The 25,176-nt window shown below is 58.6% G+C and carries 23 protein-coding genes; 8 read left to right on the top strand and 15 right to left on the bottom strand.

From position 1 onward, the window contains the following. Nucleotides 1–24: 24 nt before the first annotated feature. Nucleotides 25–1,233, bottom strand: a complete 1,209-nt coding sequence (locus tag HMPREF0308_RS12415; protein ID WP_005532137.1) for a DoxX family protein — start codon at nt 1,231–1,233, stop codon at nt 25–27. 237 nt (nt 1,234–1,470) lie between these two features. On the opposite strand from HMPREF0308_RS12415, the gene HMPREF0308_RS12410 reads away from it, so the two are divergent. Continuing rightward, nucleotides 1,471–2,562 carry a glutathione S-transferase C-terminal domain-containing protein gene (locus HMPREF0308_RS12410; protein ID WP_005532135.1) on the top strand — a complete coding sequence of 364 codons (1,092 nt, stop codon included), beginning with the start codon at nt 1,471–1,473 and terminating at the stop codon, nt 2,560–2,562. A gap of 13 nt (nt 2,563–2,575) precedes the next feature. Here the strand turns inward: HMPREF0308_RS12410 and HMPREF0308_RS12405 are convergent, their stop codons facing one another. Next, nucleotides 2,576–3,436, bottom strand: coding sequence for a LysR family transcriptional regulator ArgP (locus HMPREF0308_RS12405; protein ID WP_005532133.1), 861 nt, complete (start codon nt 3,434–3,436; stop codon nt 2,576–2,578). A gap of 69 nt (nt 3,437–3,505) precedes the next feature. Between HMPREF0308_RS12405 and HMPREF0308_RS12400 the strand changes: the two genes are divergently transcribed. Beyond that, nucleotides 3,506–4,174, top strand: a complete 669-nt coding sequence (locus tag HMPREF0308_RS12400; RefSeq protein ID WP_005532131.1) for a LysE/ArgO family amino acid transporter — start codon at nt 3,506–3,508, stop codon at nt 4,172–4,174. Nucleotides 4,175–4,325: 151 nt separating this feature from the next. Beyond that, the gene (locus tag HMPREF0308_RS12395; RefSeq protein WP_050765482.1) at nt 4,326–5,600 is read left to right on the top strand and encodes an Nramp family divalent metal transporter; all 1,275 of its coding nucleotides are present in this window, start codon (nt 4,326–4,328) and stop codon (nt 5,598–5,600) included. Nucleotides 5,601–5,605: 5 nt separating this feature from the next. Here HMPREF0308_RS12395 and HMPREF0308_RS12390 read toward each other — a convergent pair whose 3' ends face one another. The 5 genes from HMPREF0308_RS12390 to HMPREF0308_RS12370 form a co-directional block, all read right to left on the bottom strand. Beyond that, nucleotides 5,606–7,036 carry a YkvI family membrane protein gene (locus HMPREF0308_RS12390; protein WP_005532128.1) on the bottom strand — a complete coding sequence of 477 codons (1,431 nt, stop codon included), beginning with the start codon at nt 7,034–7,036 and terminating at the stop codon, nt 5,606–5,608. Nucleotides 7,037–7,188: 152 nt separating this feature from the next. Continuing rightward, a complete protein-coding gene (locus tag HMPREF0308_RS12385) occupies nt 7,189–8,241 on the bottom strand; it encodes an NAD(P)-dependent alcohol dehydrogenase (RefSeq protein WP_005532127.1) in 1,053 nt (350 codons plus the stop codon). An 84-nt stretch (nt 8,242–8,325) separates the two neighbouring features. Next, nucleotides 8,326–9,831 (bottom strand): Asp-tRNA(Asn)/Glu-tRNA(Gln) amidotransferase subunit GatB, encoded by a 1,506-nt coding sequence (gatB, locus tag HMPREF0308_RS12380; RefSeq protein WP_005532125.1) that lies wholly within the window; start codon nt 9,829–9,831, stop codon nt 8,326–8,328. A 164-nt stretch (nt 9,832–9,995) separates the two neighbouring features. Beyond that, nucleotides 9,996–11,027 (bottom strand): ATP-dependent 6-phosphofructokinase, encoded by a 1,032-nt coding sequence (locus tag HMPREF0308_RS12375; RefSeq protein ID WP_034657607.1) that lies wholly within the window; start codon nt 11,025–11,027, stop codon nt 9,996–9,998. A 10-nt stretch (nt 11,028–11,037) separates the two neighbouring features. Beyond that, the gene (locus HMPREF0308_RS12370; protein ID WP_034657641.1) at nt 11,038–12,438 is read right to left on the bottom strand and encodes a DHA2 family efflux MFS transporter permease subunit; all 1,401 of its coding nucleotides are present in this window, start codon (nt 12,436–12,438) and stop codon (nt 11,038–11,040) included. A 47-nt stretch (nt 12,439–12,485) separates the two neighbouring features. On the opposite strand from HMPREF0308_RS12370, the gene HMPREF0308_RS12365 reads away from it, so the two are divergent. Continuing rightward, nucleotides 12,486–12,809, top strand: coding sequence for a hypothetical protein (locus HMPREF0308_RS12365; protein ID WP_005532119.1), 324 nt, complete (start codon nt 12,486–12,488; stop codon nt 12,807–12,809). A gap of 145 nt (nt 12,810–12,954) precedes the next feature. Here HMPREF0308_RS12365 and HMPREF0308_RS12360 read toward each other — a convergent pair whose 3' ends face one another. From HMPREF0308_RS12360 to gatC, 3 genes are read right to left on the bottom strand one after another with little or no spacing between them, the layout of a single operon-like run. Further along, nucleotides 12,955–13,764 carry a siderophore-interacting protein gene (locus HMPREF0308_RS12360; RefSeq protein WP_005532116.1) on the bottom strand — a complete coding sequence of 270 codons (810 nt, stop codon included), beginning with the start codon at nt 13,762–13,764 and terminating at the stop codon, nt 12,955–12,957. A gap of 5 nt (nt 13,765–13,769) precedes the next feature. Next, entirely contained in the window at nt 13,770–15,254 is a 1,485-nt protein-coding gene (gatA, locus tag HMPREF0308_RS12355; protein WP_005532114.1) for an Asp-tRNA(Asn)/Glu-tRNA(Gln) amidotransferase subunit GatA, read from the bottom strand. Beyond that, complete coding sequence (gene gatC, locus HMPREF0308_RS12350) at nt 15,254–15,556, bottom strand: Asp-tRNA(Asn)/Glu-tRNA(Gln) amidotransferase subunit GatC (protein ID WP_005532113.1); 303 nt, start codon at nt 15,554–15,556, stop codon at nt 15,254–15,256. The genes gatA and gatC overlap by 1 nt, the downstream gene beginning before the upstream one ends. A gap of 198 nt (nt 15,557–15,754) precedes the next feature. Between gatC and HMPREF0308_RS12345 the strand changes: the two genes are divergently transcribed. Next, entirely contained in the window at nt 15,755–16,414 is a 660-nt protein-coding gene (locus tag HMPREF0308_RS12345; protein WP_034657605.1) for an ACT domain-containing protein, read from the top strand. Nucleotides 16,415–16,431: 17 nt separating this feature from the next. Here HMPREF0308_RS12345 and HMPREF0308_RS12340 read toward each other — a convergent pair whose 3' ends face one another. Further along, complete coding sequence (locus HMPREF0308_RS12340; RefSeq protein WP_005532108.1) at nt 16,432–17,193, bottom strand: HAD family hydrolase; 762 nt, start codon at nt 17,191–17,193, stop codon at nt 16,432–16,434. A gap of 3 nt (nt 17,194–17,196) precedes the next feature. Further along, nucleotides 17,197–19,233 carry an NAD-dependent DNA ligase LigA gene (gene ligA, locus HMPREF0308_RS12335; RefSeq protein WP_034657639.1) on the bottom strand — a complete coding sequence of 679 codons (2,037 nt, stop codon included), beginning with the start codon at nt 19,231–19,233 and terminating at the stop codon, nt 17,197–17,199. A 76-nt stretch (nt 19,234–19,309) separates the two neighbouring features. Here ligA and HMPREF0308_RS12330 point away from each other — a divergent pair, with 76 nt between their 5' ends. Both HMPREF0308_RS12330 and HMPREF0308_RS12325 read left to right on the top strand, forming a co-directional pair. Continuing rightward, nucleotides 19,310–19,981: a 3'-5' exonuclease gene (locus HMPREF0308_RS12330; RefSeq protein ID WP_005532105.1), complete on the top strand. Its 672-nt coding sequence runs from the start codon at nt 19,310–19,312 to the stop codon at nt 19,979–19,981. Nucleotides 19,982–20,185: 204 nt separating this feature from the next. Further along, nucleotides 20,186–21,094: an ATP-binding protein gene (locus HMPREF0308_RS12325; RefSeq protein WP_005532102.1), complete on the top strand. Its 909-nt coding sequence runs from the start codon at nt 20,186–20,188 to the stop codon at nt 21,092–21,094. Here HMPREF0308_RS12325 and HMPREF0308_RS12320 read toward each other — a convergent pair whose 3' ends face one another. Next, on the bottom strand, nt 21,095–22,006 hold the full coding sequence (locus HMPREF0308_RS12320; RefSeq protein ID WP_005532100.1) for a uroporphyrinogen decarboxylase/cobalamine-independent methonine synthase family protein: 912 nt from the start codon (nt 22,004–22,006) through the stop codon (nt 21,095–21,097). Then, on the bottom strand, nt 22,006–23,091 hold the full coding sequence (mnmA, locus tag HMPREF0308_RS12315; protein WP_034657604.1) for a tRNA 2-thiouridine(34) synthase MnmA: 1,086 nt from the start codon (nt 23,089–23,091) through the stop codon (nt 22,006–22,008). The genes HMPREF0308_RS12320 and mnmA overlap by 1 nt, the downstream gene beginning before the upstream one ends. A 93-nt stretch (nt 23,092–23,184) precedes the next feature. Here mnmA and HMPREF0308_RS12310 point away from each other — a divergent pair, with 93 nt between their 5' ends. Further along, nucleotides 23,185–24,006 (top strand): spermidine synthase, encoded by an 822-nt coding sequence (locus HMPREF0308_RS12310; RefSeq protein WP_005532097.1) that lies wholly within the window; start codon nt 23,185–23,187, stop codon nt 24,004–24,006. Here the strand turns inward: HMPREF0308_RS12310 and HMPREF0308_RS12305 are convergent. Beyond that, entirely contained in the window at nt 23,987–25,087 is a 1,101-nt protein-coding gene (locus tag HMPREF0308_RS12305) for a glycoside hydrolase family 25 protein (protein WP_049146429.1), read from the bottom strand. The two genes, HMPREF0308_RS12310 and HMPREF0308_RS12305, sit on opposite strands and share 20 nt — an antisense overlap. Nucleotides 25,088–25,176: the final 89 nt, after the last annotated feature.

Here is a 25,176-nt window from a genome sequence, read left to right as displayed (position 1 = left end):
TTCTGGCAGGCGGATTCAGAGCGATTAAGCGATTGGATTAACTCCCGCACCGAACCACCACAGTGCGACAAGCACGGCGATACCGATGATGACGAAGATCCAAGAGGTGGCCAGCGGACGGCGGGTCCACGAGCGCTTGACATCGAAAGAAATAAAGCCAGGGCCGGTAAACTGAAGCGCGATAGCGATGACAAAAAGCACCAAAGACAGCCACACAGACTCTGGCCAAGTAAAGACATCGAGTCCCGCGCCCGAAGCTGCCAGCTCGTGGAGAGCCATAAAGCCGGTGACGACAAGGCCGACCATCGCAGCCAACGGCGTGACTAGGCCCAGCAGGAGGAATGCACCCGCGATCAGCTGCATAGCCGGCACAGCAATGGCCAACGGCGACGCAAATGCATAGTTGGCAAACTCAGACTCGAGGCCGGATAGCCCCTCGCCGCCACCCAGCTTAAAGAAGGTCGTTGCGCCAGCCAGAAGCAGATAAGCACTCAATGCAATACGCACAAAGAGAAGACCGAAGTCAATCGTGCCGCGGCGGCCGTACTCGCGGTATCCATCACGCTCGGCCTGTTCCGCTTTGAGGCGATCCGACTTTTCTTCCTCTGTCTCTGCCTCTAGGTCAACATCCGAGACGCTGGCCGGCATAACGGTGGTCGCTGCCGCTGGCGCCGCAGCGGCAACAGCCGTGGGAGCAAAGTCAGCATCGTCATAAGAGGAATCTTCTGCCCGATCCTCGGCAACAGCGGGCTCCTCATCGCGCGGGGCAACGAACTGTTTTGTTTCCGCAGCCGGTTCAGCATCTTCAGCTATAGGCTCACCTGCAGGGGCGGCGACTGGAGCGGCCTGCGAATGCTTGCGAGAAGAGTCAAAGGACAGCCCCTCGCCTTCCTTGTGCCCGTTCTCCGGAGCCTGAACAGCCTGAGATGCCACTGTAGAGTCAGCCTCTGAGGCAGACGCGAAGACCTCGGTGGGCTCGGGCTCAACAGATGCAGTCTCAGCAGGTTCCGAGTCATGGACTTTAGGTTCTTTGGGCTTGATTTCCTGCGGCTCCGCTCGGCCCGGACGTTGGAATGGCCGGGACCGCGTTGGTGCAGCCGCGGGAGTGACCTCGGTAGCGGCGTCGGCATTGTCCGCAGCCGCATCTGCGGCGGCCTTGTCGCGGCTATAGGTCGGGAGATCGAGATCGTCGTCGAAGCTCGTCGCTTTATCGGGTACATTCTTATCGCTCATACTTCCAACTTAGGGCAGCACGCAGCGCTAATGGTGCACATCACACGGCGCGGCGCGGCCGCAAAGTGTTTTAAGTCCCCGAAATGGGCGCGGCCGGAACCATATTGCCATCGCAACTTTGAGTATGTATCATCAAAAATATATTTTGTTGACACGTTAACAAAATCGGTGGTTTACCTACCTGCCCGCATTTTTCAATGCTCTAAGAATCAAAACATCAACCCAAAGGAATGAACTGTGACAGCCACAAACGATAAGGACTGGGCGGGCGACGCAAAGAATGCCTCGCCCGACGGCGAGTTCATCCGCGACACCAACTACATCGAGGACCGCATCTCTTCCCAGGTTTCCGAGGTAACCGCACAAGAAGACGGCACCTTCCTTTGGCCAATGGAAGCAGATCGCTACCGCCTCATTGCCGCCCGCGCTTGCCCATGGGCGCACCGTGCTGTCATCACCCGCCGCCTCATGGGTTTGGAAAACTCAATTTCACTCGGCCTCGCCGGCCCAACCCACGACATTCGTTCCTGGACTTTCGACCTCGATGAGGGCGGGGTGGATCCAGTACTGGGCATTCCTCGTCTCCAGGATGCCTATTTCAACCGCTTCCCCGAGTACCCACGCGGCATCACTGTTCCAGCAATCGTGGAGGAATCTTCCAAGCGCGTTGTCACTAACGACTACCCTTCCATCGTCCGTGACTTCATCAAGGAATGGTCCCAGTTCCAGACCCCAGGTGCGCCAAACCTCTACCCCGAGGAGCACGCGTCTGAAATGGAAGAAATAAACGACTACATCTTCCGCAACATTAACAACGGCGTATACCGCTGTGGCTTTGCCGGCTCCCAAGAGGCTTACGAGGCTGCCTACGTCCAATTGTGGGAGGCACTTGATTGGGTCGAGGAACGCCTAGACAAACAGCGCTATATGGTCGGAAATCACATCACGGAAACTGACATCCGCCTCTTCGTTACCCTCATACGCTTTGATCCGGTCTACTATTCCCACTTCAAATGCTCACGGACCAAGATGGCTGAGATGCCAAATATCCGTGGCTATCTACAGGAGCTTTTCCAGATCCCAGGTTTCGGAGACACCACCGATTTCACCGAAATCAAGGAACACTACTTCATCGTCCACACCGAGATTAACCCGACGAAGATCGTTCCTGTCGGCCCGAACATGGAATGGCTCATGGAAGACCACGACCGTGACCGTTTCGGCAGTCAGCCTTTCGCCGCAGGCACCGTCCTTCCTGGCCCAGTGCCTAAAGGTGAAGAGGTCAAGAACCCGGAGAGCTTCCAGCAGGCACTGTTTGCAACCTACTAAAAGGCGAGTCTCCTTACTGCCCGCGGAGGACGCTCGACGCAGCCACCACGGATTGCGTTAACTCCTCCAAAACCTCCGACTCCAAGCGCCACCGCTGCCAATAGAGCTCAACGTCCATTGGCTTATCGTCGAGAAGCACCAGTTCCCCGTTGTCCAACAGCGGCCGCGCTTGGAGTTCGGCGATCAAGCCCCAGCCCAGCCCGTAGCGCACCGCGTCCAAGTAGCCCTCCGACGAGGGCACCTGGGAAACCCGGGCACGAATGACGTGCGAATCGATGAAGCGCTCGCGCATGGCGTCGTCCAGAATCTGATCATTGGGACCATAGCCCACCAGCGGCAGCGTCTCCCAACTATCAAAGCCTTCCGCCAGCCAGGGCGCCGCCACCGCGAAATAGCGCATGGTGCCGAGGTACGTCGACTCACAACCTGAAACGGGAGTGTGCTCGCGCGTAATCGCACCAAGCACGTCTCCCCTACGCAGCATCGCCAACGTACGAGCTTCGTCCTCAATACGGATACGCAGGGCCACCTCGCCGCGCGTCGCGACATCACGCACCACCTCCTTGAACCAGGTGGCCAGGGAGTCCGAGTTCACTGCAACCGTCAAGGGCACACGGGAAAGCCTCGTCTGCAAGCGTGCATCGGTCTCCGCCTGCACCAGCGCCATGCGCCGGGCAGATTGCACAAGAATCTCTCCTGCCTCCGTGGCAGTGACCGGAGTGGCGCGATGCAAGAGCACGCGACCGGTGTTGTGCTCGAGCGCCTTGATACGCTGGCTCACCGCCGAAGGAGTGATTCCTAACACAGCGGCGGCATCCTCAAAACTGCCTTCCTCAACAATGGCCAGCAAAGTTTCCAAATGGACTGGGTTCATGAAGCTATTCTAAACTAGGTTTAGTTTCTTTAACTGGACTTCAGCTTGCAGCGTGGGCACACTAAAAGCATGTCAGTTTTGCTCGCAGGCTTCCTCCTTGGCCTCTCCCTCATCGTCGCTATCGGCCCCCAAAATGCCTACATCATCAAGATGGGCGTCAAACGCGACCACATCGGTGCCATAATCCTTGCCTGCTTGCTTAGCGACGTCATCCTCATCAACGCCGGCGTAGGCGGCATGGGCGTGCTCGTGGAGAAGTTCCCCACCGGCCTGATCATCATGAAGTACCTCGGCGCGGCTTACCTGATTTACTTTGGCTTTACCTGTTTCCGGGATGCATTCAAAAAGGAACAGGAAGCACTCGTCGTTTCAAGCACGCCCCCGTCTGCCCCTAATGAAACAGAGCTTGGCGGCGCCACCACCGTCATGACCAAGCAGCGCACCAAGTCGCGCACCTGGGTCAAGCCAGTCATGGGCGCCATGGCTCTAACCTGGCTCAACCCACTCGCCTACGTCGACGTCCTGGTGATGCTCGGCGGTATCGCCCAGCATTACGGCGATCAACGCTGGGTCTTCGCTGCAGGCGCAATCATGGCGAGCGCAGTCTGGTTCCCCACCGTGGGTTATGGCGCCTTCAAACTGTCCCACGTCCTGGCAAAGCCCACTACCTGGCGCTACGTCAACTTCGCCATCGGCTGCGTCATGATGCTGCTGACAGCCAAGCTCCTGCTCCACTAATCGCGCCTTCACCAGTCGTGCCTTCACTAGTCGCACTCAGCGGCGCCAAAGCCGCCCGGTTACAAAGTCGAGTGCTCAAAACCACACCAGAGCGCCGGGCGCTACTCTATTGTGACCTGTAAAACATTTCGATTTACAGGAAGGCGCACCCATGAGCACCCCCGCATCCTCATCACCTCCCGCTAGTGGGCATATGGACGTACCGAAGTGGAAAGTAATCGGACCTGGCCTCGTCGCCGCCGCTACCGGCGTTGGTTCTGGTGACTTGGTCGCCACGCTCATCGCCGGTCAGAAGTACGGCTTCGCGCTTCTCTGGGCCTGCATCGCGGGCACCATCATGAAGATCGTCTTGGTCGAGGGCGTCGGGCGCTACACCCTGGCCACCGGCAACACCATGTTCCATGGTTGGTCATCCCTCGGTAAATGGACCTCCTGGTACTTCGCCCCTTACATCATCATCTGGGGATTTGTGTACGGTGCCGCCGCCATGAGCGCCACCGGCATGGCTCTCCACGCGCTCATCCCGCAAGTCCCACTCGTAGCCTGGGCCGTCATCTCCGGCCTCATCGGCTTCGGATTAACCTGGGCCGGCCAATACCGAATGTTCGAGAAGACCATCGCCGTCTTGGTGGGCATCATGTTCCTCACCGTGGTGGGAATCGCCTGCCTATCGCTAAGCAACATCGGAGAAATCCTCAAGGGCTTGGTACCAACGCTGCCAGAGGGCTCATTCGTTTATGTGCTCTCTCTTGCCGGTGGTGTGGGTGGCACAATCACACTTGCCGCTTATGGCTATTGGCTGCATGAGAAAGGATGGGACTCCCCTCCGTGGATGCGCGTCATGCGCCTCGACAACACCGTGGCTTACGTGGTCACCGGCATCTTTGTTGCTGCAATGCTCATCATCGGCGGCGACTTGCTTTACTCGGCCAACATCGCTGTTTCCAAGGGCGATAAGGGACTGATTGATCTCGCTGACGTGCTCCGTGACCGCTATGGCAGCTTCATGGCACCGGTCTTCTTGATTGGATTCTGGGCCGCCGCGCTGTCTTCCGTTCTTGGCGTGTGGAACGGCGTTTCCATGATGTTCGCCGACTACGTCGGGCACATCAAAAAGCTGCCCCAGGAACACCCCGATACGCAGATGGGTGGCAAGTACTACCGCTGGTTCGTCTTGTGGCTTACCTTCCCACCGATGCTGCTGCTCTTCCTGGGCAAGCCCACGGCACTCGTTATTGCCTACGGTGTCCTCGGCGCATTCTTCATGCCATTCCTCGGCCTCACCCTATTGATATTGCTCAACACAAGGCACACGCCGCGCGAGTGGCGCAACGGTTGGTTCGTCAACACGTTGATGGCCATTATCTCGGCGGCGTTTGTATATATCTGCGTCAACGAGCTCATCAAGATCTTCGTTGGCGGCTAGTTAAGCTATTTCGCGACTTCTTCCCCTTCGGTAGCTTCTTCAACGGGTTCCTCCGGGTCTCCGGATGCGCCCGTTTCTTCGATCCAGGCCTTGATCTCTTCCTCCGTGCGATCTGTTTCTACAGCGTCACGCTCGGTATAGAAGGAAGCATCGTTGCGGTTTTCCTCCCACACTTCCTTATCGAAATCAACGTCGTCATCGCTGTCGAGAGACTCGGCGACCTCGTAAGCAAGGTCGTCGAAAAGCGCCTCATCCTCCATGTTGGAGTCAACGATGTGCTGGCCGAGCTCGTCGTCAAAGCGCTCCGCATCATATTCCTTGTCCGGGTGCAGCTTCAGGTGCAGCAGTGCGCGGATTCGCTCACGACGTATGCCCTCATCCTTAATCTGGCCGAGCGACTTGAGCCACGCCACCGCCAAGATGAAGACTAGGACAATGCCCATGTAACCAAGAACCGGGTACACGTATTGCATCAGCGTCTTAAAGCCGGCGAAGGACACCGCGAAACCAGCAACACAACCAACGCTAAAGATGATGCGGTAGCGGGCTTCATGTCCGGAGGAAAGGCGCTTACCCAGGGCGTAGAACATTCCGATCGCGGTATTAAAGATCATCAGATAAATGATGACCGCCATGATCACGCCGAGCACTGGGTGAATGGAATCCACCAAGGTCAACATCGGAATATCAGAATCCCCAAGCATTCGGGAGTTCATGAGCAATGCAAACCCGGCAACGCCCATGAGTACCGAATAGAGAGCGCCGCCGACGACGCCGCCCCAGCCGGCCTCACGCGGGCTAATATTGTCGCCGCCAATAACAAGGGACATGGACACGGCCAGAATCAGAGCCAGACCGTTGTAGTTGAGCGCGGATACCAGCCAGTTAGAGATCGGTGACTCGATTTCTGCGGATGCAGCGATGGCCGCGCTCGGGTCTGCCGGCATATTCAGCGCTGTATAGATACCAACACCGAGGACCGCAATGATGATGGTCGGAGTCAGCAAGCTAATCACCTGGGAAACCTTGCTGACGTCCATCATGCCCACGGCAATCACCATGACCAGCATCAGCAAAGAACCAACCCAAGCAGGCCAGCCGAATTGTTGTTCCATGTTGGAACCCGCGCCGGCGAGCATCACGAAGCCCACGGCAAAGAGCGTCAAAATGACAGCCACGTCAAGGATTCGCGAGATGAATGGGTGAGTTACCTCGCGGAAGACCTGATTGTGCTCAGAAGCATGGAAGTAGCTTCCCAGCTGAAGGAACACGGTGCCCGCAAGCGTCATAACGATGCCGGCGACAACAATTCCCCACACGCCGGACAGGCCAAAGGACGTGAAGTACTGCACGACTTCCTGGCCAGTGGCAAAACCAGCACCGACAAGGAGTCCAACGAAGGACAAAGAAATGGACAGGATATTTTTCAAAGACACGGGTGTCTCAATGCCTTACTTGATAGACGATAGTCCCTTTCCAGGATACGGAAAGCCGCACGTTATGACGTTAAAGAACGAGGTGAGATTACGCCGTTTCCATAAAAAGCATGACGTACCTCACCCCGTGGGGAATGCACCAAGGCCAGCTCCTACTCCGGGAAAGTCTCCGTATCGATAACGAACCGGAACTTCACATCACCCGCGACCACGCGGTCATACGCCGCATCGACCTCGTCGACGCTGACCTTTTCAATCACTGCGCCAAAGCCGTGTTCGGCACAGAAATCCAGCATCTCCTGGGTTTCCGCAATGCCGCCGATGTTGTTACCGGTGAGCACCTTGCCGCCGCTAATGATGCGGTTCATACGCAGCGACAGCGCCTCTGGTGGCAAGCCAACAACGGACATGATGCCGCGTGGTTTCAGCAACCCTAGGTAAGCCTCTAGGTCGTATTGCGCAGAAATCGTAGACAGGATGAAGTCGAACTCGCCGCGATGGTTCTTGAAGAAGTCTTCCTCTTCATTCGTCGCAAGAATGCGCGCCGCACCAAGTTCCTTTGCTTCCTTCTCCTTTCGGGAGGTACGAGAAAGAACAGTTACGTCAGCACCCTTGGCTACAGCAATCTGGACGCCCATGTGGCCCAAACCGCCAAGGCCCACAATCGCGACCTTGTCGCCTTCCTGCACGTTCCAGCGAGCCAGCGGCGAATACGTAGTAATACCTGCGCACAGCAAAGGTGCCGCGACGTCGAAGTCAAGGGAGTCAGGGATGTTCAGGACGAAGTTCTCATTAACCACGACTTTCTGGGCGTAACCACCTTGAGTGATGGTGCCGTCCACGTCCTTAGAGTTATACGTTCCGACGCCACCATTAAGGCAGTTTTGTTCCATTCCGGCCTGGCACTGCTCGCACTCGCCGCAGGAGTTCACGAGGCAGCCAACGCCCACACGGTCGCCGACCTTAAACTTGGTGACCTTATCTCCGACTGCGGAAACTACGCCCGCGATTTCATGGCCCACCGTCAGCGGAAAGTGGGCCTCTCCCCACTCGTTGCGAATGGTGTGGATATCGGAGTGACAGATGCCAGCAGCCTTGATATCGATGACAACGTCGTCTTCACGAGGATCGCGGCGCTCGATATCTACTACCTTGAAAGGCGCATCGGGCGCGGTCTTTTGCAGAGCTTTTGTCTTAATAGGCATGGGGACGATCCTACGCCAATTTTCATTATCGGCGCTTAATGGAAATCGTCCCCATGTAGCGACGGTGCAAAGGCACCCAGTTATTTACTTAAGCTTCTCCGCAATCAGCTTGTTGACCTGTGCCGGGTCAGCCTTACCGCGGGTGGCCTTCATGACTGCACCCACGATTGCGCCGGTGACCTTGGTGTTGCCGGCCTTGTACTTCTCAACGATGTCTGGGTTAGCGGCAAGTGCCTCGTCCACGGCTGCCTCGATGGCACCGTCGTCACGCACGACCTCGAGCCCGCGCTTTGCGACGACCTCGTCAACGTCACCCTCGCCTGCCAAGACGCCGTCGACAGCCTGGCGAGCAAGCTTATTCGTCAGCTTGCCCTCGTTAACCAAAGCCACAACGCGTGCGACCTGCTCCGGGGTGATTGCGAGCTCGGCCAGCTCGATACCGGCCTCGTTCGCCTTACCGGTCAGGTAAGAAACCCACCAAGAACGAGCCTCGTCCGGCTTTGCACCGGCTTCGGCAGTAGCGACGATAAGGTCAAGCGCACCGGCGTTTACCAGGTCGCGCATCTCCTCATCCTTAAGGCCCCACTCCTCTTGAATACGGGCGCGGCGAATCCACGGCATCTCCGGAAGGGTCTTGCGGATCTCTTCGACCCAGTCACGGGAGACAATAACCGGCGGAAGATCCGGATCGTTGAAGTAGCGGTAGTCCTCAGCGGTCTCCTTCGGACGGCCCTTAGAGGTGGATCCGTCAGCTTCTTGGTAGTGGCGGGTCTCCTGCACGATCTTGCCGCCGTCGGTGATGACCTGAGCCTGGCGCTGCATCTCGAAGCGCACTGCCTGCTCGACGGACTTCAGCGAGTTGATGTTCTTGGTCTCGGTACGGGTACCAAACTCCTCCTGGCCAATCGGGCGCAGGGAAAGGTTGGAGTCCACACGCATCGAGCCCTGGTCCATGCGCGCGTCAGAAACGCCGAGCGCTGCGACGAGCTCGCGAAGTGCAGAAACATATGCCTTGGCTACCTCTGGGGCGCGCTCGCCCGCACCAATGATCGGCTTGGTGACGATCTCAATAAGCGGGATGCCTGCACGGTTGCAGTCAACCAGGGAGCTCGTCGCACCATGGATACGGCCGGTAGCGCCACCGATGTGGGTCAGCTTGCCGGTATCTTCCTCCATGTGTGCGCGCTCGATCTCCACACGCCACTCAGTGCCATCCTCCAGCACGACGTCTAGGTAACCGTCGTACGCGATAGGCTCATCGTACTGGGAAATCTGGTAGTTCTTTGGCTGGTCCGGGTAGAAGTAGTTCTTACGAGCAAAGCGCGAAGATTCAGCAATCTTGCAGTTGAGCGCGAGACCAATCTTGATAGCGCCTTCGACGCCCTTAGAGTTCACAACCGGCAGTGCGCCCGGCAGACCCAAGGAAACTGGGTCTACGTTGGAGTTAGGAGCCGCATTGAAGTTCGTCGGCGATGTCGAAAACATCTTGGTCTCCGTGTTGAGCTCCACGTGAACTTCCATACCCATCACGGGTTCAAACTTTTCAAGGACCTCGTCGTAGTCCATCAGGTCATACATCGCAGCAGTCATGGGTGCCATCTTAGTATGAAGCCACGAACGCGCATGCATTCCCCTAGGGTGGCCGATAAGCTGCCCGTGCACTACCTCGATTCCGCTTCTAGGCAAAACGAAAAATGTCACCGCACAGGCGCGGTGACATTTTTATAGCGGTGACATTTTTATATGCGTCCTATCTAGCCAAACAACGCTTGGGCATTGGCATAACGCTTTGGCGGAACCGTCTTAAGCTTGCCCACTGCCTCTTCGAGCGGAACAAGATCGATGTTCTCGCCATGCAAAGCGACACACATACCGGACTTGCCCTCGTGAGCGGCACGAGCGGCGTGCACGCCGTAACGGGTAGCCAGAACGCGGTCGTAGGCAGTCGGCGTACCGCCACGCTGGATGTGGCCAAGAACGGTGGTACGAACGTCGTAGCCCGTACGCTTCTTGATTTCATCGCCGATGACTTGGCCAATGCCGTTGAAGGTCTGGTGACCGAACTGGTCTACCCCGCCTTCCTCGAACTCCATGGTGCCTTCCTTCGGCAGCGCACCCTCAGCCACGCAGATGATTCCGTACTTCTCGCCCATCTGGAAGCGGCGCTCCATAGCTTTGGTGATCTCAGCGATGTCAAATGGAACCTCTGGGATAACCGTGTAATGAGCGCCACCAGCCATGCCGGCATGCAATGCGATCCAACCCACGTGACGGCCCATGACCTCGACGATGAGGATACGGTCATGGGACTCAGCAGTGGTGTGCAGGCGGTCGATAGCGTCAGTAGCCACGGATACTGCGGTATCGAAACCAAAGGTGTAGTCCGTAGCGTTAACGTCGTTATCAATGGTCTTCGGAACGCCGATAACCGGGATTCCGTTGTCGGACAGCCACTTGGCGCCCTTGAGCGTTCCCTCGCCACCGATGGCGACCAATGCGTCAACACCCGCATCCGCCATGTTGGTCTTGATGGTGTCCAGCCCAGCCTTGAACTTGTCTGGGTGCAGGCGACCCGTGCCGAGGATGGTACCGCCTCGCAGGAGGATACGGTCGATCTCGGCATCGTCGTAAAGATCGCGACGGCGGTCCTCCATGAGGCCTACCCATCCGTCCTCGTAGCCCACGACGGTGGAGCCAAATTCGTTGGAAGCGGTGCGAACGACCGCGCGGATAACAGCATTCAGTCCGGGGCAGTCGCCGCCGGAGGTAAGTACAGCAAGGCGCATGTTCTCCAACTTACCCCCGATGGGCCGCGCCCGCACCGTGCAGGGTGTCTCTGAAGAAGAGCGAGGCGCATAGTCCCACGGCAAGCACCGCGACAATCACCCACAACGATGTGGCAATCCCCGCCGCTTGCAGCGCCGCAGACACCGCAGCAACGCCGAGCACCGAGCCCACTTGGCGCGAAGTGTTGTACACGCCCGAAGCAGCGCCCATGAGTTCCGGCGCAACGTCGCGCATGGTCGTCGCAGCATTCGAGCCCCAGATGAAGGACTGCCCGAAACCAAGCAAGGCGATAGGAGCACACATCCACCACGCAGAAACGTCACTGATGATGACCGCAAACGCCGCGCCAAACGACGCCACCAGGATGCTAAATCCGGTCATCGCCAAGCGCCGCGGGTCCAAGCGGTCAGCCAAGATGCCCGCCAATGGCGAGACCACCAGCGAAACAATCGCCATTGGAGCGACGATGATTCCCGCTGTCCCCGCCGGCATACCCTTTTCGTTCTGCAGCCAGAGCATGATGGGCAACATCATCGAGGCCGCCATAAAGCCCATTGTCACGATGGCCACGCTGCCTACCGAGTAATTCCTATCTGCAAAGAGCTGCAATGGCACTAGCGGCTCTGTTCCTCGCGCAGCTGCTGTTGCCTGCAAGCACATGAACCCCGCCAACGCGAGGCACCCAAACGCTAGCAGCGCCCAAATCCACACCGGCCATCCCGTTGCCGGCCCCTGCTGTATTCCAAACACCAGCGCCGTCAGGGCGAGGAAGGAAACAAATACTGAGAGCACATCAATCTTGCGAGACGTCGTCTGGAGCACGGGTACCCAAATTGCCGAAAGCACCACGGCAGCGATAACGAAAGGCATGTGCACCCAAAAGACCGCCTGCCAGCCGAATGCACCGACCAAAAAGCCACCCAGCAATGGTCCAGTCAGCGAAGCAACCGAACCAATAACACCCCAGGCGCCCAGCGCGCGGCCGCGGCGTTCACGCGCGAACACGCGATTAATAACCGCCATCGTCTGCGGCATCTGCAACGAAGCACCAATACCCTGCACCGCACGGGCTGCAATCAATATCTGAATATTTGGCGCCAGCGCGCACATCAGCGCGCCGATACCAAACAAACTCACTCCACACTGGAACATCTTCTTTTGTCCGAAGATGTCTCCCAAGCGACCCGTGAACAACAGTGGCACGACCACCGCTAGCAAGTAAATGGCTGAGACCCACAGAACCTCATTGACGTTGGCTGACAAATCAGCCTGAATGCGAGGGAGGGCCACCGCAATCATCGATTGATCCAACAGGGAGACGAAAAATCCCAGGGAAAGCGCGAACATCGCGCGCCACGCATCGCGTTCCGGTGGCACCTCTGAGACGGCTGCAAAAGTGGGCACTGTCATGCCCGGAAGTCTAGCCATCTCCCCAAAAGGAAGCCTAAACTGACCCCATGTCCATGATTGATGTAAAGAAACCAAAGCAAGTATCCACCGCAACCACCGTTGCCCTTGGCCTCATCGGAGGCTGGGTAACCGCCAAAGAAACGGGTATCCGCCCTCTCGGTGGCGTAATCCTCGGCGCGGCAGGCATCTGGGCCGGCCGTTCCTGGCTCGACAAGACCAATCCTGCCACCACTGCCGCTCTGTCTGCGCTCTACCTCGGCGCATTCGGCGCTTCCCACCCCCTCGCTAAGAAGATCGGAGCGTGGCCGTCTGTCCTTACCGTGACTGCAGCCTCTGCGGGCGCTGCATACTTCCTTTCAGATGCAAAGTAGGTGCGGCGACAGCCTAGGAGTTAAGTAGAAAAACCAAATAAGGCGCCCTGTCAGCCACCCTTAAAGTAGCGAGGGTGGCCGAGGGCGCCTTATTCATCTCTCTTACAGTGTGCCCCACCCTCAAACAACGCGTGCGCTCAAAACCCTATCGCCGGTTCTTCCAGTATCCAGAGATCGACGCATCCTGCTTAGCGACGCCCCTCTCCCGGAACAGGTAGCGCCGCGCATCCTTCACTATGCTCGACGGCCCACGCACGAACCAGGCCGTACGCGCGTGCTTTACGTTGTGTTCACGCAGGGCGTCGACAAGCGCCTGCCCTGCCGGCTTACCCTCCCGGTACAGCCACACCACCGACGAGCCCTCCGGCATCGGAATCTCGTGGCCCGGTGCTGCGACCTCCACGTAGGCAGTTGCGCTCGCCCCAGCCGGAATCCTCTCCAGGCCACAAGCAATCGCTGGTGCCGCCGACTCGTCGCCAGCAAACACAAACTCTTGAACCCCGGGCAGCGGTGTCGTCGGTGACCACTTGCCGCCTGGCCCCTTATAAGAAAACGTTTCCCCCACGTGCACATCACGCGCCCACGGTCCTGCCACCCCAACATCACCGTGGAAGAAGAAGTCGATCGCGATCTCTCCGGTGGCGGTGTCCACCTTGCGCAACGTGTACGAACGCGTCTGCTCACCGAAGAAAATCTTGATGTAGTGATCCGTCTTGTCTAAGGAAAGACCGACCATATCGGGCGCCTGAGCAAAGACCCGAATCATATCGACTGAAAGCTGCTGCTTGCCTGTCACGGTGGCGGTGCCATACCGCTTCTTAGCAACATGCTTGTGTGGCACCGCAGCGGGGGCTAGCTCGCCAGAAGAAAGAGCCTCACGTGCCGCACGGAACCCATCAGAGAATCCGGCGGCATAACCTGCCCGGAAGCCCTCGGTCCAGTCTTGCTCAGGCATCGCCGCTACTTTCGGCCAGCCTCGTATGCCGCGCCAACCTTGTAGAGGCGATCGTCGGCAAACGCTGGCGCCATGATCTGCAGACCGGTGGGCAGGTTCGTGTCCGACGCCAAGCCGGAAGGAACGGACATGCCGCACACGCCAGCCAGGTTCAGTGGCAGGGTGCACAGGTCGAAGTTGTACATCGCCATCGGATCCTCAACCTTCTCGCCCAGCTTGAAGGCCGTGGTCGGAGTGGTTGGGGAAACTAGGACGTCAACCTGCTCAAATGCCTTGGTAAAGTCCTGCGCAATGAGGGTACGCACACGCTGTGCCTGCAGGTAGTACGCGTCGTAGTAACCCACGGACAGCGCGTAGGTGCCCAGCATGATGCGGCGCTTGACCTCGGGACCAAAGCCCTTAGCACGCGAGAGGGACATGACCTCTTCAGCAGAGTGCGTGCCGTCGTCGCCTTCACGCAGGCCGTAACGCATGCCATCGAAGCGAGCGAGATTCGAGGAAACCTCGCACGGCATGATCAGGTAGTAAGCGGCCAGCGCATCATCAAAGTGTGGGCAGTCCACCTCGACAATCTCCGCGCCCTGCGCCTTGAGCTGCTCTACCGCGGCGTGGTAAGCCTCCATGACGCCCGGCTGCCAGCCATCGCGCTCGAACTGCTTGATGAGGCCAACCTTCACGCCCGAGAGGTCGCCGTTAGCACCCTCGCGGGCAGCAGCGACAACCGGAGCAACCGGCTTGTCCACCGAGGTGGCATCGAAGGAATCGTGGCCCGCGATGATCTCGTGCAGCAGTGCAGTATCCAGAACCGTGCGAGCGGTCGGACCAGCCTGGTCCAGCGAAGATGCGGCGGCGATCAGGCCGTAACGGGACACGGTGCCGTAGGTCGGCTTCACGCCAACGGTGTTGGTCAGGGCGGCCGGCTGACGAATGGATCCACCGGTATCGGTACCAATGCCCAGCGGTGCCTGGCCCGCAGCCAGTGCAGCGGCGGTGCCGCCGCCAGAACCGCCCGGGGTGCGGTCAGTGTCGTACGGGTTATGGACTGGGCCATAAGCGGAGTTCTCATTGGAAGAACCCATGGCGAACTCGTCCAGGTTCGTCTTGCCCAGGATCGGGATGCCTGCCTCGCGCAGCTTGGTGACCAGTGTGGCGTCATAAGGAGACATCCAGCCTTCGAGCATCTTGGATGCTGCGGTGGTCGGTGCGTCGGTGGTAACCAGAAGGTCCTTAAGTGCCAATGGCACGCCAGCTAGAGCTGATGCCGGCTTCTCACCCGCGTCGAGTGCCTTATCGACAGCGTCGGCGGTAGCGAGCGCCTGCTCTGCGCCGACGTACAGGAACGCGTTGAGCTCGCCATCGGTCTCCTCGATGCGGTCCAAGAAACCCTGGGTAACCTCGCGCGAAGTCAGCTCGCGGGAGTGAATCTTCTCCGCCAGCTCCGCAGCGGTCATGGACAAAATTCCCTCGGTTGGAGCAATAAAAGTAGCCATTATTCGTCTCCTCCACCCAGAATCTGCGGTACTACGAAACGCTCATCCTCTGCAGCCGGAGCCTGGTCCAGAGCCTGCTCGGCGGTCAGCGTGCGAACAATGACGTCCTCACGCATTGGGGCAACAACGGAGTGCGGGTGGGACATCGGCTCAACACCCTCGGCATCGACCTTGCCCACGGCAGACACGGAATCGACAATCTTGTCGATCTGCGTCGCAAACTGCTCCAGCTCTTCGTCGCTCAGCGCGAGGCGCGACAGCTTAGCCAGGTGCGCGACCTCTTCACGCGAAATCTCAGACACGCGTTCTCCATCCTTTTATTCACAGACGTGATTGGTTACATGCTTGTAGCTATCGCTCCATGTTACTGCACCCAACCGGGCACCACAGCACCAGTCCCACCTGCAGGTAACGATATGGATACACCCGCGTCTTTATTGAACAGCGTCAATTGCGGCTTGTACGATGGTAAAAACTATTCCTCCTACCGAAAGTTAGCCATGTCCTTCCTCGTACGCGTCCTCATTCCAGACACACCTGGCAGTTTAGGCTTGCTGGCGGACGCGTTAGGCAACGTCAATGCCAATATTCAATCGGTAGACATCGTGGAAAACTTCCCCGACGGAACTGTCATGGATGACATTGTCATCGAACTTCCGCAAGGGACCATGGCGGATGAGATTATTACAGCCGCGCAAGGCGTCGACGGCGTAGAGATCGACTCCATCCGACCATTTAGTGGCCGCGTCGACCGCCGCGGCCAGATTAGCTTGCTTGCCGACGTCGCTTCCAAGAACAACGTCACCGCCGCTATGCAGGAAGTATGCGCCGCAATCCCGAAGGCACTTACCTCTAACTGGGCCATCGTAATCAACAACAATGCCCCCATCAGCCGCGTGGCTGGCTCCGATGCCGCACCAGAAGATGACGGCTCCATCCCCACTAGCATCGCCGTAGACACCGCCCGAGTCCTTCACCCTGAGCGCGAGCACTGGATCCCTGAGTCCTGGGCACTCCTTGATTCTGCACTAGCCGCTGCCCCCCTCGTTGGCACCAACTACGTCATCGTAATGGGCCGCGTCGGTGGACCTGACTACCTCGCATCAGAGGTCGAGCACCTTGGACACTTGGGAACTATCTTGGGGGCATTCCTGCGCTAGTTGCGCAAAGAGCCGCATTAGTTTTCTAGGCCCCTCAAGGCCGTGATCACGTCTTCGGCAACAACATCGCATGCCGCCTGCACCTCAGGCGCGGCCCACGGAAAGGTTACCGAGACGTCGGCAAGCGCATGCATGGGCAGGTCGTTGTGTCCATCGCCAAAGGTGATCACCTGCATCTCGGCACGGGGGCGGTGCAGGTACTCGAGCAACCAGTTGATAGCGAACCCCTTGTCATGGCCCGGCGGCGTGATATCGAAGAAATTCCGGTTCATCGCCGTACCAACGTCGAAGCGCTGCCGCACCCACGAGGCGATCTCCAGCTGCAGGTTCTTCTGCCCCGGCGTCCACACCGCCACCAACGGAAAGACACCAGCGTTAAGCTCAACCGGAACTGGGTCTTTAATAATCGGGTTGTGCAACCCTTCTACCTTGCGCAGCAGCGCCCCGTCACGCTCACGCAGCCGCGTGCAATACAGGTCGATAGCCGGGACGTCGTGAAGCTTGGTATAAACCGCTTCGACCACCTCCGGTGACACGTGGCTTTCATAGAGCAGGTTCCACTCACCGTCCATGATGACGGTCCCGTTACACAGCAGGTAGTAATCAAATTCGAGCCCCGAGCCACGCAAGTCGCGGCGCGCAGAGAATGCAGACTTGCCCGTGGCCACCACCGCTAAGTTGCCGGCGGCACGCCAAGCAGCGATTTCCTCCGCAATGCCATCAGGCACACTTCCGTCGAAGTAGACGGTGCCATCCAGGTCAAAGGCCGCCAGCTTCATCGCCTAAGCCTCGCCAGTCTCCAACAAGCGCTGGAATCCGGCTTCATCCAGGATGGTAAGACCCAGCTCACGTGCCTTGGTTTCCTTAGAACCAGCGTTCTCACCGACCACCACGTAGTCCGTTTTCTTGGACACCGAGCCCGATGCCTTGCCGCCGCGCGTAATGATGGCCTCCTTGGCCGAGTCGCGAGAGAAGTTCTCCAGCGTGCCCGTCACCACGATGGTCAAGCCTTCCAGGGTCTGCTCGTGTTGCTCCGTAGCGGTATCCTCCATGGTCACGCCTGCGGCAGCCCACTTCTCGACGATGTTGCGATGCCAATCTTCCTCGAACCACGCCTTAAACGACGCCGCGATGATCCCGCCTACGCCGTCGGTATCCGCGAGCTCGCTTTCCGACGCTGCCCGCAGCGCCTCCATCGAGCGGTACCTGGTGGCCAGTGCACGCGCTGCAATCGGGCCAACGTGGCGAATGGACAGGCTAACAAGCACTCGCCAAAAGTCAGTCTGCCGCGCGCTTTCCAAGTTCTTCAACAGCTTCTTGCCTTGCGCGTTGAGCTTGCCTGCTTTTGTCGTATAGGCAGAGGACTTCAGAAGCTTTTCTTCGTCGAGGTCGAAAAGATCCGCTTCGTCAACAAGCACGCCCGACTCAATGAGATCTACCGCGGCCTTCTCGCCCAATGCCTCAATGTCCATACCCTTGCGGGAGGCCAAGTACTCAAGGCGGGCGGAAAGCTGAGCTGGGCAGCTGCGCGTATTCGGGCAACGCCAGTCTTGGTCACCGTCTTTTTGCGGTGCCAGCTTAGTGCCGCAGGAAGGACAATTCTCTGGGAAAACCCACTCGTACACGCTATCATCGCGCAGCTCAAGAACCGGTCCCAGCACCTCAGGGATAATCTCGCCCGCCTTGCGGATGATGATGGTGTCCCCAATCATAACGCCCTTGTTCTTGACCTCGAACTGATTGTGGAGGGTCGCCTTCGACACCGTGGAGCCTGAGACAAACACCGGTTCCATCACCGCGAATGGCGTGATCCTGCCCGTGCGACCCACTCCTACCTCAATGTCCAGCAGCTTGGTGGTCACCTCCTCAGGCGGGTATTTATAAGCGATGGCCCAACGCGGCGCGCGGGACGTCGCACCCAACGCACGCTGCGAAGCCAAGTCGTCGACCTTAACCACAAGGCCGTCCATCTCGAAATAGGCGTCATGACGGTGTTCCGCCCAGTGCTTGATTTCCTTTTGCACTGCGGCCGCTGATTTAACCTGCTTGGTGTACGGCGAGACTGGGAATCCCCAGGCCTCCAAGGCCTGGTAGGCATCATGTTGGGAGCTTGGTTGGAAGCCATCACGTGCGCCAATACCGTGGCACACCATGTGTAGGCGGCGCTTCTTCACCTCGTTGGGGTCCTTCATGCGCAGGCCACCTGCCGCAGCATTACGCGGGTTGGCAAACGTCGGCTTGCCATCCTCGCGGCGCGCCGCGTTGATCTCCGCAAACTCGTCAGGGCGCATGTAGACCTCGCCGCGAACCTCAACCAGCGCCGGCACAGGATACTCATCAGTGCCGCTTAGCTCGTGCGGGATATCCGTAATCACCTTGGCATTGGCGGTTATGTCCTCTCCCACGCGGCCGTCGCCACGGGTTGCCGCCGTGGTCAGCTTGCCATCCCGATAGACCAAGTCGATGGACAGGCCATCAATCTTCAGCTCAGTCAGGTAAGTCTGCGCCGGGGTTCGGTCGAGCCAATCCTGCATCTCCGATTCATTGAATACATTGTCCAAGCTGTAGAGGCGCTCCAAGTGCTCAATATCCGCAGCGCCCTCCGGCGCCGCACCAACCTGTTGGGTGGGTGAATCGGGAACAGCCAACTCAGGATGCTCCGCCTCAAGCTTGAGCAGGCGCTGAAACAGTTCGTCAAAGTCAGCGTCAGGGATCGAAGGCTCACCGTTGTAATAGAGCTCGCGGTGCTTGCGCACTTCTTGCGCAAGCTCGGACCACTTTCGTTGGATATCTACGGAGTTTTCTGCAGAGTTAGTCACGGTCAACCAGTCTAGTCATCACCTCCGACACCGAGTGCCTCAGTCCGTGTCCGATCCAAGCGCTAGAGTGTTTCACATGAACTTCGACGCCACCCGCATGCTCTCCTTCGACCTCGAAACCACCTCCGTCAACCCCAAAGAAGCGCGCATCGTTACCTCTGCGTTGGTGCGCATTGATGGACGCGACGTCGACAAACGCGAAATGCTCGCAGACCCCGGCGTGGAAATCCCCGAGGCAGCCGCCAAGATCCATGGCATCACCACTGAAAAGGCACGCGCGGAGGGTCAGCCACACGACGAAGTCCTAGCCCAGACGGTCCGCTCCATCCGTCAGGCGTGGGACGACGGTCTGACGCTCATCGTCTACAACGCCGCCTATGACCTCTCCGTTTTGCGCGCACTCACGGGCGATTTCACGGTTGACGGTCCGGTTTTCGATCCCTTCGTCATCGACCGCGTCAAGGACAAGTGGCGCAAGGGCAAGCGCACGCTTGGCGACGTTTCTGCACACTACGGCGTCACCCTCGAAAACGCTCACGAAGCAACCTCGGACGCACTCGCCGCAGCTCGCATCGCCTGGATGCAGGTGCGTCAGCACTTCCCAGAACTGGCCCAAATGGACACCACCGAGCTCATGGAGTACCAGGCCGTCGAGTGGTACAAGGACCGCGAGTCCTTCAAGAAGTACTTGGAAGGCCAAGGTAAGGACGCAAACGACGTCTCCACTGCGTGGCCGATGATTAGCTAAGTCTCCCAAATCTCCAACCTCCGAAAAGTCTCCCAAATCTCCAAAATCTCCCATCTTGAGGTAGCCTTGCCGTCTATGAGCACCCGCAGTAATCCTTTCCGCCCCACCTTCGGAGTCCCGCCTCTTTATTGGGTGGGCCGCACTGCTGTGCTCGATGCATTCCGCAATGCCCTGTAGTCCCCAGCCGGCGCCTCCGCTCGCACGATGATCGTCAGCGGTGCACGCGGTATCGGAAAGACGGTTCTGCTCAATGAACTGGAGGATTCTGCGAAAGCACAAGGCTGGATATGCATTCGAGCTTCTGGGCGCACCAACATGGTCGAGGAGCTCGTCGAGACCACCATTCCGCGGTTGATCGAGCAACTCGCGCCCCGAGATAAGCGGAAAATCAACCGCATCGGAATCGGCGGGGTCGGAATTCTGCTCAGCATCGACGAAGTTCAAGACGCCTCAGTAGAAGACCTCACTTCTATCGCAGTGGCCTACCAGGATCTCCTGCGCTATGAGCTCGACATTTCCTTTGTCGCCGCCGGATTGCCGCAAGGCGTCAACCGCCTGCTCGATCTCCCAGGCGTTACTTTCTTACGCCGCGCCCAAAGATTCGTTCTGGGTCCGCTTTCTGCAGGCAACGCCTCCGAAGCCTTTACTGCCACCGCAGCTGACTCGGGCCTTAATTTCTCATCGGAGGCAATCAGCAAGGCCGTCGAGCTGTCGAAGGGCTACCCATACCTCGTTCAGCTGGTGGGTTCCTTGGCTTGGGAGCGCGCATACGCCCGCGACGAGACCCAGATTGAAGCTTCAGACGTAGACAGCATTGCCGACGAAGCCATTTCCATCCTGTGCACTCAAGTGCACTTGCCCGCCGCGTCTTCGCTGCCTCCTGCTCAGCGCCAGTTCCTTGACTCGATGTCTAGTGCTTCCGTTGATGGCATCGCCACGATTACGGAGATTGCAGAAAGCCAAGGCCGCACGGTCCGCTCGCTTTCGGCAACGCGCCAAAGGCTTATCGACGCCGACCTCATCGAGCCCGCCGCCCACGGCGAGCTGCAATTCGTCATCCCCTACATGGAGCGCTTCTTCAACTCCACCGACAAACTCGGCAGGGTCGACTAGCTAGAGATCACCGGCGTCGCGCACCAACATGCCCGCCGTCTCCACGACCGAGCGCAGCGTGCTTGCCGACGCCTCCCTTGGCACCACGTCCACCGCATCCACCAGCAGCTCACGTGGCATACCCATGCGGTCAAAGTGCCGGGCCACAGCCACTGCTTCTGCCCGCGCATCGACACCCGCGATTGCGAAACCGATTCGCTTGCCTTCGCTTAAGAACTCGCCAAGGCCATCGATGTTCTTTGCCGTGTCAAGCCCAACGAAGTCAGTCACGAATGTTTCCGCGGCATCGGCGATTTCCCAATGCGTCCCCGAAACGAGATAGTCCGCACCCAACTCCTTGAGCTTCTCCCGAGCAACTTCCGCTGGGACCGCGCGAATCTCGTCAAAGTCGGTGGTCCCGGGGACCTTTCCAGTAAGGACGTCGCCAAGCAAAGGCTCATCCACCTGCACCCGCACCTGACCGTGAAAACGCCGCTGCAACTTAGCCACGTGATCCGCGATGCCCATCTGCAGGGCTTCATGCAGATCGCGGGTAGCGCCGGCGTCGGAAAGCACGCGGTGTCCATTCGAAAGCTCCACCGCCGCTGCTAAGCTCCACGGCCCCAAAACCTGCATCTTTAAGACGGGAACAGACTCGCCCCATACCTCTTGGATGGCGTCCAAATCACGCTCCCACAGATCCCAGGTGCGTCGCATCATCAGCTGTGGGCGCTGGGTCATCTGCCACGCGCGTGGGCCGCGGTCAACGTTGACCGCTTCTAAAAGCGCGGCCGTAGAGCCCACGGCATCCGCACCAAGCCCGCGCTCGGGAAGCTGCGGAATCGCCGGCAGATGCCCAGACTCGCCCATCACGATGTCGGCAGCCTCCGTCATGGAAACCCCACGCATCGGCCCCAGCGAAAAGCCCGTCACTATGCCGTCCCGCAGATGGTGCCGGAACCCAAGACGATGTCGCCCAGCTCATCGGGGCTTGGCAGGTACAGCACTGCGGCTTGGCCGCGTGCAACACCGGAGAGCGGTTCTTTCAGCTCCAGCGTCATCTTGTCGCCATCGCGATCCACGTATGCCTTGCAAGGCACAACCGACCCGTGCGCGCGAACCTGAACCTCGCACTCCAGCTCGCCGTCCATGGCCGGGTGCAGATACTTCAGGCGATCTGCCTGAATCGTTGAAACCGCCAAATCCTCGCGCGACCCCACGGTCACAGTGCCGCTCGCTGCATCGATGTCGGTGACGTAGCGCGGGCGACCATCCGCCGTAGGCTCCTTGATGTCAAGGCCCTTGCGCTGACCAATAGTGTAGTTCCACGCACCATCATGTTGCTTGAGCTCCTGGCCCTCTTGGTCCACGATCATGCCCGGACGCAATCCGATTCGCGAGCCCAAGAAAGCCTGGGTATTGCCGTCAGGGATGAAACAGATGTCGTAGGAATCAGGCTTCTTCGCTGTGGAAAAGCCATGCCGCGCCGCTTCCTCGCGAATCTGCGGCTTTGGGGTATCACCAATCGGGAAGTAGCAATGCTCGAGCTCTTCTGCGGAAATCACGCCGAGAACATAGGACTGATCCTTGTTCTCGTCCTTGGAACGGCGCATGTAGCCGGCGTCGTCAAGCGTGGCGTAATGGCCCGTGGCTACGGCATCGAAGCCGAGCGCCATGCCCTTTTGGAGCAGCGCCCGGAACTTGATCTTCTCGTTGCACCGCAGACAAGGATTCGGCGTCTCGCCCCGGGCATAAGAATCCACGAAGTCCCCGATGACCTCCTCTTTAAACTGCTCGGAAAAATCCCACACGTAGAAAGGAATGCCCAGCTTGTCACAGATGCGACGCGCGTCTGCAGAGTCCTCCAAGGAGCAGCAGCCTCGCGCCTTCTCACGGGTCTGCTGAGCATCCTTATGTAGGGCCAAGTGCACGCCCACGACGTCGTGGCCTGCCTCCACCGCTCGGGCTGCAGCCACCGAGGAATCGACGCCACCTGACATCGCAACGAGAACTCGCACACATACTCCTTTACTTCGGCCGAATACGTTACTCTTTTTCTCCTTTTAGGCCCAACGACAATCGCAGCTCCTACATTCCCTAGGCTTAAAGACATGCGCAAAACGGATGAGTTGGTTGGCACTTACGAGATTTCCACAGGCACGGCTGAGGTACTCGCAGACGAATATCACGACAATGGTTACATCCTCATGGTCAATGGTGTGCCATCGAGCCACATCGTGATTGGTTCCCCGGAAGTCCTCGAGTTCGAGTACATGCGGTGGATTGCCGCGGCGGTAGAAACGCTTCTGCCAGTCGATCCAGCTTCGCTGCGCATGACCCACTTGGGCGGCGCGGGCTGCTCCCTTCCCCGCTATTTCGCCAGTATCTGGCCCAAATCACGGCACACAGTGGTCGAGCTCGATGCAAAGCTGGGCGAGCTTGTGCGTACGCTTTTCGACGTCCCCCGCTCGCCCACCGTAAAGATTCGCGCCGGCGAGGCCCGCGCGGTTACAGACAGTTTCGCCCCTGCCAGCCGCGACGTCATCATCCGTGACGTCTTTGCAGGCGACACGACGCCATATCCCCTCACCACGGTTGAATTCTTCCGTGCGGCTCACGACGCCCTCGCTCCCGGAGGCCTCTACGTAGCTAACTGCGGCGATCACCACGACTTGTCTATCGCCAAAGCTGAGCTGCAGGGAATGTCGCAGGTCTTTGAACACATCTCCGTTATTGCCGATCCACCAATGCTCAAAGGCAGGCGTTACGGCAACATCATCCTCTTGGGCTCTGATCGCGAAATGCCAGCTGCGGGCTCCGTTGCAGCCGCACAACTGTCAAAGTTGCTGTTAGGTGGCGCTGTCCCCGCCCATTACAAAGACGAGAAGTGGACCAAAAAGCACATGCAGGGCGCTACTGCGCGAGCTGATTAACTGCTTCCTGTGCCTGCTCTACTTGGTCTGGATTGACGCCGTTTTTCGTAGCGATATGGCCCGCGTTGTCCAGAAGGATGGCCAAGTCGCCGACTGTGAAGTCGCCAGTTGCCATTTCTACGAGGTCATCGATAGGCAGCGTTCCATTCTGGGTGAGCTGCTTGACGAAGTCCGTGAACACGCCCGCAGCGTTCCCGCCAAGACCTGCCTGCTCGGCGGCGTCGACAAGCTGCGGCGTCGCGATAATGCCTGCCGCCAACGCGAGGATGGCTCCGATCAGCGGACCACTGTTGGAGCTGAGGTCTGGTGCGGCGTCGCCGAGCACAAGCCCCTCAAGGATTCCGCCGATGTCGAGGTAGTTGCCGTTGCTGAAGGACTCGAGCTGCCCCTCGCTACCGTTAAACAGGTTCATGTCCACCGGACCGGTAATGCCGTTAACGCGGCCGGAGCCGGAACGTTGCCAGAAGGAGATCTTGTCCCAGCCACCCACTGGTTCCGGGGCCTTATCCTGGTATGCGGCGAGCCAGAGCGGCATATCGGAGAATTCCTTGGTGTTACCCATCTGCCCCATCCAGAAGTACTTGTAGGTGTAGATCATCGGGGTACGGCCGGTAAGCGCGCGCAGTTCGGTGGTGAATTGGCGAATCCAATTGGCTAGTTGCACCGGTGACAAGCCCTCGTCTACCTCAATGTCAAGAACAGGAGGCAGGGTCTGACCTGGCACGAGCGCCAGCTGCGCCGCAAAGTGGGCAGCCTGCGCTGAAGCTGACGACGCCGGGCGCGCGTAGTGATAAGCACCAACCTTGAGGCCCGCAGCAGAGGCTGCGTTGGCATCAGCAACAAAATAAGAGTTTGTCCAGTCGCTGCCCTCACTTGCCTTGACGAAGGCGAAGGACTGACCGTCAGTCTTGACGTCACTCCAATTAATCAGCGCTCCACCTGGATGCTGGTGTGCTGCGATGTCAATTCCCGAAGGGGCACTCGAGGTCCAAGCGCCGGCGGTCATCGTTCCTGCGATAGCTAGAGCAACGGATCCAACAACAGCAACGATGGCCTTGCGCATTCCCTTATTTGAAGTCATGCGCGTAACTGTACCGAGACAAACCCAATTATCCCTTTATTAACACGCGTATCTTTTATAATATTTTTCCACTTTTACCTCTTTCACTT

This window comes from Corynebacterium striatum ATCC 6940 (assembly GCF_000159135.1).
GTDB classification, from domain to species: domain Bacteria; phylum Actinomycetota; class Actinomycetes; order Mycobacteriales; family Mycobacteriaceae; genus Corynebacterium; species Corynebacterium striatum.
This window is presented reverse-complemented; position numbering and strand designations above follow the sequence as displayed.